General features: G+C 35.1%; 17 protein-coding genes. 8 read left to right on the top strand and 9 right to left on the bottom strand.

The features are described 5' to 3' along the window. Nucleotides 1-24 precede the first annotated feature (24 nt). Nucleotides 25-1,497 (bottom strand): proline--tRNA ligase, encoded by a 1,473-nt coding sequence (gene proS / locus R2Q16_RS10235; RefSeq protein WP_316736861.1) that lies wholly within the window; start codon nucleotides 1,495-1,497, stop codon nucleotides 25-27. A gap of 185 nt (nucleotides 1,498-1,682) precedes the next feature. On the opposite strand from proS, the gene R2Q16_RS10230 reads away from it, so the two are divergent. Both R2Q16_RS10230 and R2Q16_RS10225 read left to right on the top strand, forming a co-directional pair. Continuing rightward, nucleotides 1,683-2,711, top strand: coding sequence for a hypothetical protein (locus R2Q16_RS10230; RefSeq protein ID WP_316736860.1), 1,029 nt, complete (start codon nucleotides 1,683-1,685; stop codon nucleotides 2,709-2,711). A 27-nt stretch (nucleotides 2,712-2,738) separates the two neighbouring features. Continuing rightward, nucleotides 2,739-4,256 carry a hypothetical protein gene (locus R2Q16_RS10225; RefSeq protein ID WP_316736859.1) on the top strand — a complete coding sequence of 506 codons (1,518 nt, stop codon included), beginning with the start codon at nucleotides 2,739-2,741 and terminating at the stop codon, nucleotides 4,254-4,256. 49 nt (nucleotides 4,257-4,305) lie between these two features. On the opposite strand, the gene R2Q16_RS10220 is transcribed toward R2Q16_RS10225, so the two are convergent. The 3 genes from R2Q16_RS10220 to R2Q16_RS10210 form a co-directional block, all read right to left on the bottom strand. Continuing rightward, the gene (locus R2Q16_RS10220; protein WP_316736858.1) at nucleotides 4,306-6,708 is read right to left on the bottom strand and encodes a hypothetical protein; all 2,403 of its coding nucleotides are present in this window, start codon (nucleotides 6,706-6,708) and stop codon (nucleotides 4,306-4,308) included. A gap of 56 nt (nucleotides 6,709-6,764) precedes the next feature. Next, on the bottom strand, nucleotides 6,765-8,591 hold the full coding sequence (locus R2Q16_RS10215; protein ID WP_410478158.1) for a UbiD family decarboxylase: 1,827 nt from the start codon (nucleotides 8,589-8,591) through the stop codon (nucleotides 6,765-6,767). Nucleotides 8,592-8,685: 94 nt separating this feature from the next. Further along, on the bottom strand, nucleotides 8,686-9,165 hold the full coding sequence (locus tag R2Q16_RS10210; RefSeq protein ID WP_316736857.1) for a DNA starvation/stationary phase protection protein: 480 nt from the start codon (nucleotides 9,163-9,165) through the stop codon (nucleotides 8,686-8,688). A 274-nt stretch (nucleotides 9,166-9,439) separates the two neighbouring features. Between R2Q16_RS10210 and R2Q16_RS10205 the strand changes: the two genes are divergently transcribed. Both R2Q16_RS10205 and R2Q16_RS10200 read left to right on the top strand, forming a co-directional pair. Then, entirely contained in the window at nucleotides 9,440-10,963 is a 1,524-nt protein-coding gene (locus R2Q16_RS10205) for a LysM peptidoglycan-binding domain-containing protein (RefSeq protein ID WP_316736856.1), read from the top strand. Further along, nucleotides 10,956-11,597, top strand: coding sequence for a uridine kinase (locus tag R2Q16_RS10200; protein WP_316737663.1), 642 nt, complete (start codon nucleotides 10,956-10,958; stop codon nucleotides 11,595-11,597). Before R2Q16_RS10205 ends, R2Q16_RS10200 begins: the two co-directional genes overlap by 8 nt. A 37-nt stretch (nucleotides 11,598-11,634) precedes the next feature. On the opposite strand, the gene R2Q16_RS10195 is transcribed toward R2Q16_RS10200, so the two are convergent. From R2Q16_RS10195 to R2Q16_RS10180, 4 genes are all read right to left on the bottom strand, one after another. Beyond that, a complete protein-coding gene (locus R2Q16_RS10195; protein ID WP_316736855.1) occupies nucleotides 11,635-12,297 on the bottom strand; it encodes a 3-oxoacid CoA-transferase subunit B in 663 nt (220 codons plus the stop codon). 70 nt (nucleotides 12,298-12,367) lie between these two features. Beyond that, nucleotides 12,368-13,069, bottom strand: a complete 702-nt coding sequence (locus R2Q16_RS10190; RefSeq protein ID WP_316736854.1) for a CoA transferase subunit A — start codon at nucleotides 13,067-13,069, stop codon at nucleotides 12,368-12,370. A 300-nt stretch (nucleotides 13,070-13,369) separates the two neighbouring features. Beyond that, complete coding sequence (locus R2Q16_RS10185) at nucleotides 13,370-15,748, bottom strand: endonuclease MutS2 (RefSeq protein WP_316736853.1); 2,379 nt, start codon at nucleotides 15,746-15,748, stop codon at nucleotides 13,370-13,372. A gap of 2 nt (nucleotides 15,749-15,750) precedes the next feature. Further along, the gene (locus tag R2Q16_RS10180; RefSeq protein WP_316736852.1) at nucleotides 15,751-16,131 is read right to left on the bottom strand and encodes a DUF4296 domain-containing protein; all 381 of its coding nucleotides are present in this window, start codon (nucleotides 16,129-16,131) and stop codon (nucleotides 15,751-15,753) included. 69 nt (nucleotides 16,132-16,200) lie between these two features. Between R2Q16_RS10180 and R2Q16_RS10175 the strand changes: the two genes are divergently transcribed. The 4 genes from R2Q16_RS10175 to R2Q16_RS10160 are packed head-to-tail and all read left to right on the top strand — an operon-like array spanning nucleotide 16,201 to nucleotide 19,886. Continuing rightward, complete coding sequence (locus tag R2Q16_RS10175; RefSeq protein WP_316736851.1) at nucleotides 16,201-16,902, top strand: YggS family pyridoxal phosphate-dependent enzyme; 702 nt, start codon at nucleotides 16,201-16,203, stop codon at nucleotides 16,900-16,902. A 56-nt stretch (nucleotides 16,903-16,958) separates the two neighbouring features. Beyond that, nucleotides 16,959-17,426 (top strand): GNAT family N-acetyltransferase, encoded by a 468-nt coding sequence (locus tag R2Q16_RS10170; protein ID WP_316736849.1) that lies wholly within the window; start codon nucleotides 16,959-16,961, stop codon nucleotides 17,424-17,426. Between the two features lie 3 nt (nucleotides 17,427-17,429). Continuing rightward, entirely contained in the window at nucleotides 17,430-18,698 is a 1,269-nt protein-coding gene (locus R2Q16_RS10165; RefSeq protein WP_316736847.1) for an aspartate kinase, read from the top strand. Next, on the top strand, nucleotides 18,699-19,886 hold the full coding sequence (locus tag R2Q16_RS10160; RefSeq protein ID WP_316736845.1) for a THUMP-like domain-containing protein: 1,188 nt from the start codon (nucleotides 18,699-18,701) through the stop codon (nucleotides 19,884-19,886). A 59-nt stretch (nucleotides 19,887-19,945) separates the two neighbouring features. On the opposite strand, the gene R2Q16_RS10155 is transcribed toward R2Q16_RS10160, so the two are convergent. Beyond that, nucleotides 19,946-20,143 carry a cold-shock protein gene (locus tag R2Q16_RS10155; RefSeq protein ID WP_316736844.1) on the bottom strand — a complete coding sequence of 66 codons (198 nt, stop codon included), beginning with the start codon at nucleotides 20,141-20,143 and terminating at the stop codon, nucleotides 19,946-19,948. Between the last annotated feature and the right edge of the window lie 69 nt (nucleotides 20,144-20,212).

The following is a 20,212-nucleotide window of genomic DNA, read 5'->3' as shown; positions in this document are numbered from 1 at the left end:
ATAAATCTAGATTCTAAAATCTATCTAATATGCTCTTGCAAATAATACGCGTTGTGTTGATGGTTTCCCTGAATAGATACAAATACCATCTTCCAACTTATTATCTAACGGAATACAACGGATTGTAGCCTTAGTTTCTTCTTTTATTTTTTGTTCTGTTTCTGGAGTTCCATCCCAGTGCGCTGAAATAAAACCTGCTTTATCATCAAGAAGTGCTTTAAACTCTTCGTAACTATTGGCTTCGGTAATGTGTTCATCGCGATAAGCCAAAGCTTTATCAAACATGGCTTGTTGTATTTCTTCTAAAAGTTTAGCAATATAAATATCTAAACCTTCTTGCGGTACAGTTTGCTTTGTCTTGGTATCTCTACGGGCGATTTCTACCGTTTTATTCTCAATATCACGTCCACCAATTGCAATACGTACCGGCACACCTTTCATTTCATAATCTGCGAATTTAAAACCTGGGCGTTGCGTATCTCTGTCATCATATTTAACTGAAATACCGAAGCCTTTTAAGCGCATACTTAATTCATTTACGTAAGCAGTTATTTTAGCTAAATCCTCATCACTCTTATAAATTGGAACGATTACAACCTGTATTGGAGCCAATTTTGGAGGGACAACTAATCCAGAATCATCACTATGTGCCATAATTAGTGCGCCCATTAAACGTGTTGATACACCCCAAGAAGTTGCCCAAACATGATCTAGTTTTCCATCTTTTCCTGTGAATTTAACATCAAAAGCTTTAGCAAAATTTTGTCCTAAGAAGTGTGATGTTCCAGCCTGTAAAGCTTTTCCATCCTGCATTAAAGCTTCAATACAGTAAGTATCCAAAGCACCTGCAAATCTTTCGTTAGGTGATTTACGACCTCTAACAACAGGCACAGCCAACCAATTTTCAACAAAATCGGCATAAATATGAAGCATGCGTTCTGTTTCTTCAATTGCCTCTTCTGATGTAGCGTGAGCGGTGTGACCTTCTTGCCATAAAAATTCTGCTGTACGAAGAAATAATCTCGTGCGCATTTCCCAACGAACAACATTTGCCCATTGATTGATAAGAATTGGCAAATCTCTGTAAGATTGAATCCAACCTTTGTAAGTATTCCAAATGATGGTTTCAGAAGTTGGACGAACAATTAACTCTTCTTCCAATTTAGCAGTTTCATCAACAACAATATTTCCGTTACCATCATTTTTTAAACGATAATGTGTTACTACTGCACATTCTGTCGCAAAACCCTCAACGTGAGAAGCCTCCTTAGAAAAAAATGACTTTGGTATGAACAACGGAAAATAAGCATTTTGGTGACCTGTATCTTTAAACATTTTATCTAAAACTGCCTGCATTTTCTCCCAGATTGCGTAGCCATTAGGCTTAATCACCATACAGCCACGTACCGCAGAATGCTCCGCCAAGTCAGCTTTTATAACAATATCATTGTACCATTGTGAGTAATCAGCTTCTCTGCTTGTAATTTCTTTGCTCATATTATGTATTTGGAACGTAAATTGTGTGTTAAATAATGTGAAATTAAGCTACAAATTTATAAATTTATGCCTACAAAACGATTTTTGAAACCGTGCATTAATTTTTATTGTTAATTAATTGACTTACAATTTTCACAAATACCATCGTTTATTAAGTTTAACACACACAACTAAATATAAACACAATGAAACCAATTAAATTTTTACCCATTGTTATGATAGCAGCCGCTGGGTTGGTTGCATCATGCTCTACATCAAAATTGGCTCAAAATTCTTCGGCTGATGATGATGTTTACAACACTGTGGCCAAGGCCAGAGAAGTTGAATATCGGGCACCAGCACCTCAACAGCAACAACAACAGTATGCGCAAGGTGATCAGGATTATGATGAATATTACGGAACCAGTAACCCTTACTACGATATGGATTATTCTTCAAGGATAAATCGTTTTCATAACGGCTCTAGTTTTAGAGGTTACTATGATCCTTACTATGATAATTTTGCTTACGGAAATAACTTCGGTTATGGTACAAGTTATGGCGTAACCAACTATATCGGTTACGGTGGCATGGGCTGGAACAATGGTTTTGGCCTTGGCTGGGGCGGCGGCTGGTATGGTGGCGGTTGGGGCTACGGAAGCATCTGGAACAATCCTTATAACTTCGGCAACTTTGGTTACAATCCTTACTGGGGATGGAATTCTGGCTGGGGCTGGGGTATGAACTCTTACTACGATCGTTTTGGCTGGGGTAACGGTTGGTACGGCGGTGGCGGTTGGTTTGGTGTAGGTGGTGGCTATTATGGCGGCGGATGGGGAGGCTCGTTTGCAAACGGCAATAGCAGACCAAGACCAAACAGAGATGGCGATAACCGTGGTTCTTATGGAAATAACGGCTCGAGAGCTCCAATAAGCGGAGGTAATTACGGCAGACCAAACGTTTCTACGAATAATTCTGGTCGTCCGGAAAGATGGTCGAACGGAAATAATGGCTCAACTATAAATAATGGTCAAAACGGACGTACAAGCACCAGACCATCTCGTGATAATAGCTACACAAGACCACAAATTCAACAATCGCAACCACAACCACAAAGCAGACCAGATCGTGGAAGTTATTCTCCTCCTCCATCATCTTCAGGAAGCAGCGGTGGTGGTAGTTCAAGTGGTGGCGGCGGCGGTGGCGGCAGACCAACAAGAGGCGGCGGTAGATAATTATAACACAATCACACAATTTATAAGATGAAACTAAGATCAATTTTTATTGCGGCAGGAATAGTTCTTGCCAGCAATTCTTTATATGCTCAATACACTAGTGATGTGTTACGTTTTTCACAACCAGAACAAGGAACAACAGCGAGGTTCAAAGGTTTAGGTGGCGCACAAACGGCTCTTGGTGGAGACATTAGTTCTCTATCTGGCAATCCGGCTGGTTTAGGTTTTTTCACTAAATCTGAATTTACATTTACACCTGAGTTTAACAATTTTAAAGTTGGCTCAGAATATTTAAATAATAATCAATCTGATAAAAAGAGTAAAGCTGGCATAAACCAAGTTGGATTAGTGTTTTACTCTCCTACAAACAAAGCAAAAGGCTCGAGCCTAAATGATGGATGGGTGAGTGTTAATTTTGGAGTTGGTTATAACAAAACCAATAATTTCAACCAAAACATTTCATACGGTGGCAGAAATGTATCAAGTTCGATGGCTGATTATTTTGCAAACATTGCTGGTAATACAGCAACAACGAGTTTAGCTGCTGGTTCGTTAGAAAAAATGGCTTATGATAATTTTCTAATTGAATATGACCCTGCAGGATATTTCCCTACAACTGCTTTGAATAATAACCAGCAAAATATAATTACACGTTCAGGTTCTCAGTCTGAAGTTAATCTCGGCATGGCGGGGAATTATGGCAATAAGTTGTATTTAGGTTTATCATTAGGATTAACAAATATTAATTATCATTCGGATATAGCCTTTACGGAAACCGGAAATAATTTAACTTTTGCTGGTCAAGATCCTACTTTCTTAAACGGAACTTATAGCTTTAATTACAATTCTATTCAGCAAACCAGAGGTAATGGTATTAATGCGAAATTAGGCGTAATCTACAAACCAGTAAATGAATTAAGATTAGGTTTAAGTTTTGTAACGCCAACCTGGTACAGTTTGACAGATAATTTCTCAGAGAATTTGAATACCAGATTCAGAAGAGCTGATGGTACAAATATTCCTGAATACACAAATCCTTTATCAAATTACAATTCAGAATATAGCTTGAGGACACCTTATAGAGTTAATGGTGGTGTAGCTTACATTTTTGGAAATAGTGGTTTAATAACTGCAGATGCTGAATATGTTGATTATAGTAGCATTCATTTTTCATCTAATTTCTCAAATGAAACAATAAGCACAAACCGTGATATTGCAGCATTATATAAGGGTAATTTTAACTACAGAGCTGGTGTTGAATTTAAACTGGTTAATCAATTTATGGTTAGAGGCGGATATTCATATGCTGGTTCTCCGTACAAAAATCTAGATTTCACTACTCAATCTTATAGTGGTGGTTTAGGGTATCGTTTTGACAATTATTATTTGGATGTTACTTACAGACATATGAAATGGGATTCTACAAATGCTCCATATACAATATCTTCAGATTACCCTGATTATAGCTTTACAGGAGCCGGTCCTAATGCAAATTTGAAAAACACTGCGGATAACGTATTTTTAACTTTTGGTGTTAGATTTTAAATAAAATACTTTTTGAATGAATGGAAGTCCTGACGAAAATCAGGACTTTTTATTTTGTAATGCTAATTAGTTTCTCACCGTAAATAGGTCCGTTTTGCGTAACGCCCTGAATTATAATTCTAAAATCGCCAGTTAAATCACCTGTGGTAAATGTTAGCGAAGTTTTATCTTTACTATTTATAAAGATTTGGTAATTCCAATAAATGGTAGCAAAATTTATGGGTTCATTTATATTCTTGATATCAGAAACATAAAACTCCTTTGCCATTTCGATGCTATTGAGCACGAGGAAATTAGGATTAACCTTTGTTTCCATACAACCTGCATAAGTTACTATCCGTCCATTTGATGGATAATTTTTTCCTTTAATAGGCAAGGTTCCAAACGAATGATTATTGCAATTTAAAAATCCATATGAACAAACATAATCTCCACATTCATTTCTACCAATTGCAGATTGAAAATTAGTAGAATTATCTTTTGATTTGTTTATGGTTACTTCTTTAAGTTTTATGCCAGCTAAAGCTGAAATATTTTCGGTTGCCGACAACACACTGAACTTATTTATGCTATTACTATAATTAAGTTGGCTCAATACAGATTTTATTTCATCGAAAGGATCATTAATTTTAACTGTATAATCTGCAAAGTTTTTATTTCCAAGACTAAACCAAATTTTCTTTGTTGGCTCTGCAATTAAGGCTTGGTACGGCAAAACAAATTGTCCGGTACTATCCGTATTAATCAAATTTACATTGGCACCTGAAATTGCACTAAGTTCAAGCGGTATTTTTAAGGGTTTTTTACCTTTTGTTATTGCTCCAAAATACTCAATTGAAGAAATATCATGTTTAACAAAATCATCTTTCCTTTGAGGCCATTTGTACCTTCTCCATCCTTTTATCAATAAAATATCCTCTAAATAACCTGTATCGTTAAACTTTAATCCCGTTGAATTTGCTGGTAATTGCACAAGATTATTTTCGAGATAATTATAATCTACAATATTCTTTTTATTAGAAAGACTAATTCTATTTTCTTGTACAACAGCTATGGAAACCAAGCCATTATTTAAAATTTCGCCCTTCGGGAGCATTTCAATATCGAGCTTAACACTATCTCTGGTAGAGTATTGGTTTTTATCCGTAAGAAGATTAAGATTTTCAATTTCATCATAATGGGCAAAAAATATACGTTCGGCAATTGGAAGGTACATGCTATCAAGCAAGGTTGCTGTATTTAATCCCCTCGGAACCGAATCTAACTTAAGTAAAACATTTACTTGCTTTTTTGGAGACAGTTTTAGTTCGGTTATTGAATATAAATTTTCATAATTATGAATAACCAAATGCGCAACTGTATTCATGTTACTTTCTATCGAAAGTCTGAGTTCGTTATTCCCAATTGCGGAGGCAAATTTTATGTTTGTACCATTTTTCAAACTTGATGGAAATTGATATTCGCCAAAAAGACCATCATCTTTAATAAGTTTAATTGAATACTTTAGATTTTCCTTTGGCGATATGTAGAATTGCCCCATACCATATGAATTCGAAGCAATTGTATCCAAAATCTTATCACCAGCAAATAAAATAGCTTTTACGCTCATCATAGAACCTTCAGAATCTTTAACCTCCCACCCTATTTTATTTTCAATTTCTGAAACCAAATAACCGCCTTCGGGATAAAAATTAACCTGATACCGATGTGAAGTTTGAACTGGTAATTCGATTTTTTGAAAGCGAGTATACTTATCTTTTCGAATTGTAACAGAAATCAGATTATTCTTATCCGTAATTTTTCCTGTCGGATAATCAATCATAACCTCGCCAATAATGCTCGTTTTAGCTTTACCTTTTAGTATGAAATTGTTATCACGACCAACAGTGTAAATAACTTCTGCATCGGGGATAAAACGATTATCGCTTGTAAGCGCCTTTAACAAAACCGTTCCGTTTCCAGTTTTTTCATCATTAGTTTTAAATATTGACAGACTAGCCTTAAGCGGGTTAACCGTAGTTGATTTAATTACTATTGGTTGAACAAATTCTACATCTGGCTTGCCATTGAGTTTTACATTTGTATGTGCTACAAACCTGTAATTTCCGCTTTGGATAGAATCTGGCAAAACCAAACTTCCGAATGCAAAGCCCTTATCAATTAGAAATTTATTTTGCTGCACAACTGAGCTATCGGCATCATTTATCAATGATAGATATAAGGTTGTATAGTGATTTAAATCTGTAACAGTTTTAAGCAAATAGCCAGTTAACCAAACCTGGTCATTATTGGTGTAAACGTTTTTATCAAAGTGTACAAATAGAATTGATGATTTATGCCGCAGGCCATAATGTTCTAAAAGATTTGCAACACTATCTGCTTTATTTACTTGCGCATGCAATTTTATCGAACAGACGATAATTATTACAAAAGCTAGTATTTTTTTAAGCATAGAACAATTGGTCATCGCTTAAAAATGAGCATATTATTTCAAAAATTCAAGCTAAATTACGCCATACAAAGCACACCTTTTTGTCTCATTTTATCAATTTTGGTTTCTACGGATGCATCTTTTATTAATTCTGGCGCATGGTGCGGCTTTTTACGGGCATCGACAATCATCGAACCTTTACAACCCCAGTGCTTATCTATTGTAAAATCATTAATACCATAAATATCGGCCGCGGGATTACTTCTGGTAAAAGCAACCCAAACCAGATTGTTGATATTGGCTGCTGTAAATTCAGCATCATCGCAAAGTACAATAAGTGGCAAGCCCGATAAATCCTGATCAATTAAAGCCATATTAAGCTTAGCGATTTCTGCGGCAGTTTTTTCCGGGTTTAGATAGGCCTCAGTTTGTATAGCTAAAACACCAGCCATTGCTACTTTTGGATTTGAAAAACCATCAGCCAAAGTAATATCAGGAATTGTATTCCATAAGCTTCTTTTCTTATCACCAGCTGCAGCAATTACAACTTTCGAACCGCTGTTTAATCCAGCACCACTGTAATCTAGCGTATCAATTGTGGTATTTGTGTAGAAATGCAGGTCGGTTTTCAAGTCAACACGTTCCAGGATATGTTGAATAAATTCGCCAATATGATGTGTACTCAAAGCTTCATTATCTTCTCTGGCTGCAATAAAAAGATATTTAGCCAGGCTTAATTGATTTTTGCCTAAAATGTGATTAGCTATCGTTAGAATTTCCTGCGGTTTGCGTTCCTTTAAATAAGGGGTGTACCGCTCGCTTCCGATAGCAAAAAGCAACGGATGTACGCCTGCCGCATCAACAGCATGAACTTCTTTTAAACCATGAATCTCTTGAGGAATTGCAGAACCTGTTATTTCATGAATCAAAGCACCAAAACTTGTATCTTCTTGCGGTGGCCGACCTACAACCGTAAACGACCAGATTGCATCTTTTTTATGATAAACGTTATGCACTTTCATCAGCGGAAAAGGATGCGTTAAACTGTAATACCCTAAATGGTCACCAAAAGGTCCTTCGGGCTTATTTTCGTTCGGGTAAACTGTTCCAGTGATAATAAAATCAGCATCTGCTGAAATGCAAAAGCCTTCATCATCGTAAAAATACCTGAATCTTCTTCCGCCTAAAGCACCGGCAAAAGTCATCTCTGATAAGCCCTCTGGTAATGGCATAACCGCTGAAAGTGGATGAGATGGCGGTCCACCGACGAAAATACTTACTTTAAGTGGTAAACCTAAAGCGTTCGCTTTTGATTGATGCACACCAATACCACGATGAATTTGATAGTGAAGTCCGATTTCTTTATCCTGAATATAATCATTACCAGCAAGCTGAATTCTGTACATTCCTAAGTTGGCATTTAAAACGCCCGGCTTATCAACATCTTCGGTGTAAACTTGTGGCATGGTAATAAAGGGACCACCATCCATTGGCCAGTTTACAATTTGAGGTAATTTACTAATGTCTGTTTTTAAAAAATTTCGTTTCGCAGATGGCGTTTTTAATGGCAAAGCAGAAAGCGCAGTTAGAGCAGTTCCGGCATATTTAAATGGCTTTTTAAGTGCTTTCATCGGGTCTGAACGTAGGCCGACTAATTGTTGCACTTTAGGCAAAGTATCTCTGAAAATAAATTTCGAGCGTTCTAATGTTCCAAATAAATTAGATATGGCTGGAAAAGGGCTTCCTTTAACTTTCTCGAATAAAATTGCTGGTCCATTATTTTCGTAAATCCGCAAATGAATAGCTGCCATTTCTAAATAAGGATCAACCTCATCTTTTATTCTCAATAAATGACCATGCTTTTCGAGATCGGTAATGCATTCTGCTAAACTTTTATATGCCATGCCCAAAGATAAATGCTGCAAAACAAAAAAGCCACAGATAAACAGATTTAATATATAACCTGTTAATCTATGGCTTTTTAAAATAGAATAAATTTTATTTCTTACCTGCAAATGAACGAAGCATCCAGGTATTTTTCTCTTTGAATTGCATAAAGCGATTTACCATATCGTTCGAACCATCATCGCCTGCCTTTGCAGTTTCGTCCAATAATTGGCGTTCGATATCAATTAATGTAGCCATATCTTGCAAAATCTCATCAACCATATCCAAATCTTTCATTCCGATCGTATCAACTTCTTTAATTTGCGATTCTTTAATATAATCAGCAAAACGACTGTGCGGTGGTTTTCCTAAAGTTAAAACACGTTCTGCAATTTCATCAATAGTTAATTGTGCATTGGTATAAAGCTCTTCGAACTTTATGTGCAAAGTAAAAAAGTTTTGGCCTTTAATATTCCAATGGCAACCTCTTAACTTTTGATAGTGGATATGGTAATTAGCCAGATAATCGTTTAAAAGGTCAACCACAGGTTTTACTTCCTTTTCATTTAAGCTTATTTCTTTAGCGTCCATTTTTTAATTTGTTTTTAATATGTCTTTCTAACAAACAAATAATCTAAAAGTTTCGGCGAAAAGTTAATTTAAACAATACTGTAATTATATGTTCGTTTAATAGTGATGATTGTACTAAATACTACAATTAACACACAACAAAATTTGATAAATATCAAGGTAGAATCGTATCAAAATCATATTAGAAGCCACAAAAAAATCACATTTTTAGTTAATCGGTTTTATATATTATTCGTATAATTGCTACCCCTCATAAAAATTTAGATAAAAATAAATGTATAAAATAGGCTTAACCGCACTGCTTTTGCTTGCATTAAATGCGTCAAATGTTAAGGCAAATCATATAACCATCGATTCTATAGGTGTAGAAAACAGTAACGGAAAAAAATTAATTGTTCATCAAACGGCTGCAAAAGATACCTATTACTCAATCGGAAGACGATACAATGTTCCGCCAAAAGATATTATGGCTTACAATGATAACAAATACCTACAGATAGGTGTAATTGTTAAAGTGCCAACAAATATTCCATTCGCTAATTCTACTGCTTCAACTCCTACTCAAACTACCGCAAGTAATACTACTGAACATACTGTTGTTGCAAAAGATAACTTGAATATGCTTGCAGAAAAGTATGGCACAACGGTAAACGAATTAAAATCAATAAACAATCTTTCTACGATTAATTTAAGAATTGGTCAGGTTTTAAAAATTCCGGTTAAAAATACCGAAACACCAGTTCAAACGAATAATGTTCCTGTAGTTAAAAAAGAAACACCCATTGCGGCTCCAGAAACCGTTAATCCAGCTAGCGAAACCTTAATTGAGCATGAAGTTAAGCCGAAAGAATTTTTAGGAAAAATTGCCGAAAAATATGGAACTACCGTTGAGGATATTAAGAAAGCAAACAATTTAACAGGAAATAATTTACGCATTGGGCAAAAGCTAAAAATCCCGGCAACTAAAAATATTGATGAAAACAAGGTTGTAACAACTGCCGAAACTGCTTCAACACAAACAACTCCGGCGAGTAAAGATGCTGTTGGTACGCATACTGTAAAACAAGGTGAAAGCATTTTCAATATTGCCAAACAATATGGAATTACCGCTTACCAAATCCGTAAAACAAATAATCTTGAGGATAACAATTTATCAACCGGTCAGATTTTAAAAATCCCTTCAGATATTGTCACTGAAATCCCTCCGGTTAAAGAAACAACTGCCCCTGCAATTGTTAAAGAAACACCAAAAGAAGAAAGCTTTATTTATAATGTTGGTAGCGGAGAAACTATTTTTTCAATTGCTAAAAAATTCAACCTTACAGCTTATCAAATTAGAACAGCGAATAAGTTAAATGATAATGCCGTAACTGTTGGGCAAAAATTATTAATTCCTAAAGCACCTGAACCTAAATCTGTTGCTGAGTTGGCAAAACAAGAACAAGAAAGTAATCCGGATAGTACCTCATTTAAAGACCCAAAATTGCGTGGTGCGCCAAGCAGATACGGCTTAAGTCAGATAGATGAAAAAGGTGCGGCCGTTTCCATTTCTGACCCGGATTTAGATGCGAGCAAAATGTTGGTTTTACATCGCACTGCGCCAATTGGAACCATTATAAAATTAACCAACCCAATGACTAATCGTACTGCTTTAGCCAAGGTTGTTGGTAAATTTACAGAGAACGAATCGACAAAAGATGTTATAATTGTAATGACTAAAGCTGTGGCAGACTCTTTAGGCGCTTTAGATAAAAGATTTTACTGCAATTTAACGTACGGTGTGCATGAGCTTGAATAAAAAACCATTTATTATTGGTATTGCCGGAGGAAGCGGTTCCGGAAAAACTTTTTTTTTAAACTGTTTTCTTCATCATTTCAAACAAGATGAGGTTACTCTAGTTTCTCAGGATGATTATTACATCCCGGCAGGAGAAATGACCCAGGAGGAAAACAAACTTTATAATTTTGATTTACCATCTACTATTGATAGTGAACAATTTTTAAAAGACATTAAGCAACTGATGAACGGAGAAGTTGTTTACAAAAAGGAATATAACTTTAACAATCCCTTAGCGGTTGTAAAAATTCTAGAAATCAAATCAGCTCCAATTATAATTGTTGAAGGTTTATTTATCTTACATTTTAAAGAAATCGCAGCTTTATTAGATCACATGATTTTTATTGATGCTGATGAACAAGTTGCATTAGACAGACGCATTAAACGTGATGGTTTGGAACGCGGTTATCCGGAAGATGATGTTTTATACAAATGGCACAACCATGTTTTGCCAGCCTATAAGGAATATCTGCTTCCCTATAAAAATACTTGCCATAAAATAGTATTGAATAACACAGATGAACCTGAAGAGATTATTGCCGTTACAGAAGAAATATCCGTTGAACTAAGAAACAGTATTTTAATTGATAATTAACAATAAAGGCCTCGAAAAATTCGAGGCCTTTATTGCTTTAGTTTAAGCTCATTTCTGGAATTTCGCCTTCTACAATTAACTTACCTAAAGTAGATTGCTGAATAAAATCGATACCAACACCAGGTGCTCTCTCTAGAAGCTTAAAACCTCCTTCTGGTAAAATATCTAAAACAGCTAATTCAGTTACCACTTTCTTAATACATTTAACGCCTGTAAGCGGTAAAGTGCATCTAGTTAACAACTTACTCTCTCCTGCTTTATTTATATGTTGCATGGCAACAATTATGTTTTTTGCTGATGCCACCAAATCCATAGCACCGCCCATACCTTTAACCATTTTGCCCGGAATTTTCCAATTGGCGATATCGCCATTTTCTGAAACTTCCATTGCTCCCAAAATGGTCAAATCAACTTTTTGAGCCCTTATCATGCCAAAGCTCATGGCAGAATCAAATATAGACGAGCCTGGCAAAGTGGTAATGGTTTGTTTCCCTGCGTTGATTAAATCTGCATCTTCTTCGCCCTCAAAAGGAAATGGCCCCATGCCTAACAATCCATTTTCTGATTGAAGTACAATATTTATATTATTGGGTATATAATTTGCAACCAGTGTAGGAATCCCTATACCAAGGTTAACATAATACCCGTCTTTTATTTCTTTAGCTATACGCTGTGCGATTTGTTCTTTGGTTAAACTCATTGTTTTTTAATGATTGAATTTCGAATTAAAGAATTTTGAATGGATGACCAATAGTCAATTGAGAAAAGGACTAATTATTCTTTCTCATCGTTCTTTGTTCAATTCTCTTTTCGTAATCTTTTCCCTGAAAAATTCTGTGGACGTAAATTCCTGGTGTGTGAATATGATCTGGGTCAAGTACCCCTGCTTCAACTAATTCTTCAACTTCGGCAATGGTAATTTTACCTGCCATTGCCATAACCGGATTAAAATTTCTACTTGTAGAACGGAAAACTAAATTTCCTGCTGTATCGCCTTTCCATGCCTTTACAATTGCGTAATCTGCATCAAAAGCATATTCCATTAGGTATTCCTTACCATCAAAATTTCTGATTTCTTTACCTTCGGCAACTTCAGTACCTACACCAGCCGGCGTAAATATTGCAGGCATTCCATAACCAGCGGCTAAACATCTTGTAGCCAAAGTTCCTTGTGGAATTAATTCAACTTCGAGTTCTCCACTTAGAAGTTGTCTTTCAAATTCAGCATTTTCACCAACGTAAGAAGAAATCATTTTTTTAACCTGATGTTGTTTTAACATCAACCCAATTCCAAAGTCATCTACTCCGGCATTATTAGAAATACACGTTAAATCTTTTACGTTTTTACTAACTAAAGCATTTATACAATTCTCCGGGATGCCACAAAGACCAAAACCACCAAGCATTATTGTAGCGCCATTAGATATATCTTGGATTGCCTCTTCAGCTCCTGACACAACTTTATTTATCATTTTATGAATTTTTGGTTAGGCCACTAAAGTACAAAACATAATCTTAAATCTACCGTTAAGTATAAAACACCATTGAAGAATAATCAATTGGAATTATTCTAAATAACTTTATCTTTGTGCAGCAATGATTTACGAGAGAGACGACAAAACATTTATTATCCCAACTGACCCTGAATTTCAAAAAGGCATTGGATTTATTTTTAGCTGCATGGCAGAGCATAAAAAATGCTGCGAGAAATTTAAAAAAGGGAAACGCTGTAAAAAGTGCCCCGGTAATAAGAAAAAATAGTATTCAGATTTTTAATTGAGGTAAACGTATGTTATTCCATCGCCTCCTCTATCTGCATGTTCATCTTCCATTCTATTTACCTGACTATATTTTCTTAGGTATTCGCGTATCATTTTCCTTAAAATTCCATCGCCTTTTCCGTGTATTAATTTAATTGACGGAAAACCGAGCATTATCGCTTTGTCTAAATATTTCTCAACTTCAAAAAGCGCATCTTCAGTTCTTTTACCACGTAAATCCAATTCGGCCCTAAAACCAGAAACGGCATCATTCATTCTACCAGCGAAAGAATTGCCTAAACTTTGAACTGCTTTTTTCGCTTCGCGATTACTAATTTTCTGTACACGGTTCTTTTTAACATTCGAGCGCAAATCGCCTATGGCTAAAACTAAATCATTACGATTAATTTCTAAAACGAGACCTGTAGTTTCACTGTCATTAAATTTCACATAATCACCCACTTCAATTTCACCACCAAGAACTATGGGTTGTGGTTTCGGTTTTTCTACTTTAACCTCATTTTTCACCAATTCCTTTTGTAGATTCTGCCTTAATTCTTTGGTAACTAATTTATCGGCTTGCTTCTCTTTTATCTCCGCGATGGTATTTTCGACCAGTTTATTCGCATTTTTTATAATATTTTGCGCTTCCTGCTTAGCTTCTTTGATTAAAACTCTTCGATTCTCATCTAAAAAAGTTTTAAGCTTTTCATTTTCGGCAACTAAATTTTTAGCTTTATTTTGTTGATTTGCTAAACTTACCTTCGCATCGTAAATGGTTTTCTTTTCACGCTCCAAATCAACCAACATGGTATCAATCCTATTTTGATTTGAACCTGTTTTTTCTTTTGCCAACCGAATAACTTCTTGCGGCAAACCGATGTTTTGTGCAATTTCAAAAGCATAAGAACTTCCGGGTTTTCCCATCTCTAAAATATACAAAGGTTTCATTTTGGAATTATCAAACAACATCGAAGCATTTTCCAAACCACTTGTATTACCAGCGAACAGTTTTAAATTAGAATAGTGAGTTGTAATTACGCCACGCACTTTTTTATTATTCAAGACCTCTAAAACTGCTTCAGCCATTGGTCCGCCGAATTGTGGGTCTGTTCCAGTTCCAAACTCATCAATCAAAACCATTGTTTTTGGCGATGCGTGTTCTACGAAATAACGCATCTTTTTTAAATGCGCACTGTAAGTACTCAAATCGCTTTCAATCGATTGGTCATCACCAATATCTGCAAAAATATTTTCAAAAATTCCGACTTCACTATTTGCATCAACAGGAATGAGCAAACCCGTTTGTAGCATAATTTGTAATAAACCTACGGTTTTCATACACACCGATTTACCACCTGCATTTGGGCCAGAAACCAATACGACTCGGGTTTCCGTATCAATATGAATATTCAGCGGCGTTACTGTTTTTTTATCAGCAGCAAAAGATAAAAGCAGCAAAGGATGCCTTGCATTTATAAGTTTCACCTTTGGTTCTTTTAACAAACCCGGCATTTCGGCCTCAATTTCTATTGCAAATAAAGCCTTAGCTCTAACAAAATCTAATTTGGTAAGAAAACCATGATAAGATAACAACAGAGGCGAATATGGCCGCAATTCATCCGTTAAGGCAATTAGAATTTTAATAATTTCTCTGCGCTTGTCGAATTCTAAATCACGGAGTTTATTGTTTAGGGCAAAAACTTCCTCTGGTTCAATATAAACGGTCTGTCCCGTTGCCGATTCATCATGCACAAAACCCTTAAGCTTACGTTTATTTTCAGCTAAAACCGGAATACACATTCTTCCGTCACGAATCGTTAAACTTCCATCAGCAACCCAATTGTTTGCAATAGCTTGTTTATAGATAGAATCCATCCGCTTCCTTACGTCTTGCTCCGCCTTAGCAATCGAAGCTGTAATTTCCTGCAGTTCTTTGGATGCATTTGGTTTAATCTTTCCCTTTGGATCAATTACCTGTTCAATTTTGCGCAGAATGTTTTTTTCAATTGGAAGATGCTCAAATAATGCTTCCAGCGTTGGATAAACCTCGGCTCTTTCTTCGAAAAATCTTAAAACCGAAAAAACAGTTTGAAGCGAAGTGTAAATTTGGAACCACTCATCCTCCAGCAAATAAGTGCCTTCTACTCTTATTTTTTCTATTAATGATTTAATATCAAAAAAGGTATTGATTTGAAGCGGCTCTTGATTTTGAATGATACTTTTAAACTCATTGGTTTGACGCAAAAATTTATCAATCTGGTCAAAACGAGTCATAACTTGCATTTTCGATACCATGGTTTGCCCCATAATACTCAAACAATGCTTACTAATTAATTGCTTAATTTCTAAAAAGCCTAAACGCTCTAAACAATTTTCGGGATACAACATACTTATTTTACTTCCGTAGCCTTAACTAACTTAGTTTTTTTAGTTGAGTCGGCTTTCTCCATTACAACCTTTTGCTTCTCCAATTTGGTGGAGATATTTTTATAAACTTCTGCCAATTCTGCCGGATGAGCATAATAATATTTCATGCTTTGAGCGTGTTTGGCCGAATCAATTCCATATTTTTTAAAAATCCCCTTATAATAAGCTGATGCTACTTTTTTCGATGAATCCAAATTGCTAATCGTCGAAATGTATCCATCAACTACGTGAATATCATATAATATCGGTTGAATTTGCTCAGGAGGAATTATATTATTCGGCCTCTTTTCTTTGCAGGCAAACAAAAAAGTTAAAGCCAATACAAAGCATTTCAAAATTCTCATGCTTAATTAATTATTATTTTTTGCCCAAATTGCGGCAAGGTTGTTAATTTTACACAAAAATAGGTATAAATGAGCATAGCTGATAATCTTAAAAAATATAAAAACGAAGTAGAATCTGATAACGTGAAACTGATTGCAGTTTCAAAAACACAATCTAACGAAGCTATTTTAGAAGCTTATAATGCCGGACAAAGAATTTTTGGTGAAAACCATGTTCAAGAATTAGCAGATAAGGAAACTCAATTACCGAAAGATATTGAATGGCACATGATTGGCCATTTGCAAAGCAATAAGGTTAAATATATTGCGCCATTTGTATCGTTAATTCATGGAGTTGATAGCTTAAAATTATTGCAAGAAATAAATAAACAAGCTAAAAAGAACAACCGAACAATTGACTGTTTACTGCAAGTTTATATTGCCGATGAAGACACAAAGTTTGGCTTAGGCTATGATGAAATTATCGAAATTCTACGTTCAACGGAATATGCCGAGTTAAAAAATATTCGCATAACAGGATTAATGGCAATCGCAACCAATACCAAAAATGAAAAACAGATTACCATAGAATTTAATGAGCTAAAAGTGCTTTTTGACGGCATTAAACAAAGTTTTTTTAAGGATGATGATACTTTTAAAGAAATATCGACAGGCATGAGTGCCGATTACAAATTGGCTATCGAAGAAGGCAGCACTATGGTGAGAATTGGGAGCAGCATTTTTGGAAAAAGAATTATTAAACATTTTAAAGCCAATTCATCGGCTAACTAAATATGAAATAGCTATAGGCTATTCCTTATGACCTTTAAAGACAAAATTGTCTACATATGAATGTAAATATAAGACTGGCAGTTGCTGATGATTGCCAAAGATTATTGGAGTTAATAAATGAACTGGCAGTTTACGAAAAAGCACCCCAAGAAGTTACCGTTTCTTTGGAACACTTTATTGAAGCGGGCTTTGGCAAAAATCCGGTTTGGAAAGCCTTTGTAGCCGAAGTTGATGAAAAAATTGTCGGTTTTGCCTTATACTATACACGTTATTCTACCTGGAAAGGTTGCAGGTTATATTTAGAAGATTTTATCGTCACCGAAGATTTTAGAGGAAAGGGCATCGGTAAAATTCTTTTTGAAGCCGTAATTAATGAAGCCAAAAACGGAAATTATAGCGGCATGGTTTGGCAAGTGCTCGACTGGAATGAACCTGCGATTAATTTCTACAATAAATATCATGCAAGCTTTGAAGCGGGTTGGTTAAATTCATCATTGTCTGCATCGCAACTTAAAGATTTTTAAATTATGGATATTTTTAAGTTTGGTGGCGCATCGGTTAAAGATGCTGATGGTGTAAAAAATTTAGCGAACATTGTTCGAGATTACAAAAACGGTGAATTACTAATTGTAGTTTCTGCAATGGGCAAAATAACCAATAAGCTAGAAGAACTAAATTCTGCTTATTTGGCGCAAAGCGAAACAACCCATTCGATTTTTGAAGAGGTAAAGCACTTTCATTTTCAGATAATTGAATCGTTATTTGAAGGCAAACACAATTCGGTTTATGATGATGTTGCCAATACTTTCGTAGAAATTGATTGGCTTTTGGAAGATGAACCAGATAATGACCCCGATTATATTTACGACCAAATTGTTTCAATTGGCGAAGTAGTTTCAACTAAAATAGTTGCAGCCTGGCTAAATGAAACAGGCAACAAAGCGCTTTGGGCTGATGCCAGAAACTACATAAAAACGGATAATACTTATAGAGAAGGAAAAGTGGATTGGGATAAAACTCACCAAATTATTGAAAAAGATTTAAAGCCTTTACTGCTTCAAAATATAATCGTTACGCAAGGTTTTATCGGCGGAACAAGCGAAAACTACACAACCACATTAGGGAGAGAAGGTTCTGATTACTCTGCTGCAATTTTCGCTTCTTGCCTAAATGCCAACGTACTTACCATTTGGAAAGATGTTCCCGGTGTTTTAAATGCAGACCCTAAATGGTTCGATGAAACTGAAAAAATTGATCAGTTATCTTACCATGATGCGATTGAGCTTACTTATTATGGCGCAACAGTAATTCATCCAAAAACTATAAAACCGCTACAAAACAAGGGAATTCCGCTTTTTGTACGTTCATTTATTTCGCCTGAAGGTAACGGAACTGCAATAACAAAAGAGAATAATCCCTTGCCTGTTCCATCATTTATTTTCAAGGTAAATCAGGCTTTAATTTCAATTTTCCCTAAAGATTATTCTTTTATAATTGAAGAGAATTTGAGCAAAATATTCGATTTATTTCATAAGCATCGAGTAAAAATCAACACAATGCTAAATTCTGCTATTAGCTTCTCAGTAAGTGTTGATGATAATGAAGAAAAGATTACCAGACTTATTAAAGACTTATCAGCGCAGTTTACGGTAAAATACAATAAAGATTTAGAGTTGGTTACCATCAGATATTACAACCAGCAAACCATTGATAGGGTAACTTTGAGCAAAGAAATTTTGTTAGAAGTTAAAAGTAGACATACTTGCCAAATGGTAATGAAAAACAAAGTTTCTTAAATGATGAATCAGGAGATTTTAGATGATGCAGTGCAGAATTACATCAATTTAAACTTAATTGGCGATGTAAATAAAATTGCTTTATCTAAATCTCCATTTAAAAATATTTCAGCAGCTGAGGTCGCAAATCAGATTTCTGCAAAGAAAAAAGCTGAAAAAAAGTTACCAACCTGGTTTTCTACTGCAAAAATCTATTATCCGTCTACCCTTTCTATCGAACAAACTTCATCAGAGGTTACAGCAAAATATAAATCTAAATTAGCCAAAGGCGATACTTTAATTGACCTTACCGGCGGTTTTGGAATTGATGCTTACTATTTTTCTAAAACAGTTCCTAAAGTTACACATTGTGAAATCAATCAAGATTTATCGGCAATTGGAAAACACAACGCTGAATGTCTGGTTGTAAAAAACATAAACTTCCAGGCAGTTAACGGATTGGAATATCTTGAAAATAATCAGCTAACCTACGATACTATTTACATTGACCCTGCCAGACGGGCAGAAAAGGGAAAGGTGTTTTTGCTGAAAGATTGTACACCTGATGTAATCAGTAATTTTGATAAAATCATAAGCCGTTCGGAAAGATTAATTATCAAAACAGCACCATTACTAGATATTTCTGCAGGTTTATCTGAACTGAAATGGGTAAGTGAAATTCATATCCTGAGCGTAAAAAACGAATGCAAAGAATTGGTATGGGTAATTGATAAAAACTTTAAAGGGAGTACAAAAATCATTGCGGTTACGCTAAACGAAATAGAAAAGGAATTTAGTTTTTTACTTAATGATATAAACACAAACGCCGTTTATGCAGATGAAATAACCCTTAATACGTATATATATGAGCCTGATGCTGCTTTATTAAAATCGGGAGCTTTCAATTTAATCGGGGTAAAATATGATTTAAAAAAACTGCACCAACAGACACAACTTTACGTTTCTCAAAAAATAGAACAGACTTTTCCTGGTAGAATATTTAAAATAAAGTCAATTATTAAGGGAAACGAGCTAAAAAAGCAGAAAGAATTGTCAGGAAATGTTATCGTAAGAAATTATCCTGCCAAAGCAGAAGAGTTGGTTAAAAAATTCAAAATAAAAAGTGAAAAAGATGCCTTTCTAATTTTCACTAAAAATCTACAAAATGAATTAATCATTATTTCGGCAGAGATTGTTCAGTATTATTAACAAAAAAGTCTTCCATAAATATGAAAGACTTAATAGGGATGCTGAGAAATATTATCGTTTTAAACTTTCTTAACATTTACTGCTTGTAAACCTTTACGGCCTTCAGCCACTTCAAATTCAACCTGATCGTTTTCTTTCAAACTATCAATCCCACCTAAAACATCCTTAAAATGTACAAATAAATCTTTATTGTCTTCTTGAACAATAAATCCAAATCCCTTTTGGGTGTTAAACCATTTAACTATTCCGGTAGCCATAAATAAAATAAAAAATAATAAAAATATTAAACCCTTATTGCAATGTTTTTAGTCTATAAACTACCAATT

Source organism: Pedobacter aquatilis, from assembly GCF_032678425.1.
Classification (GTDB): domain Bacteria; phylum Bacteroidota; class Bacteroidia; order Sphingobacteriales; family Sphingobacteriaceae; genus Pedobacter; species Pedobacter aquatilis_B.
The sequence above is the reverse complement of the archived record's forward strand: the minus strand, read 5'-3'. Positions and strand labels throughout refer to the sequence as shown.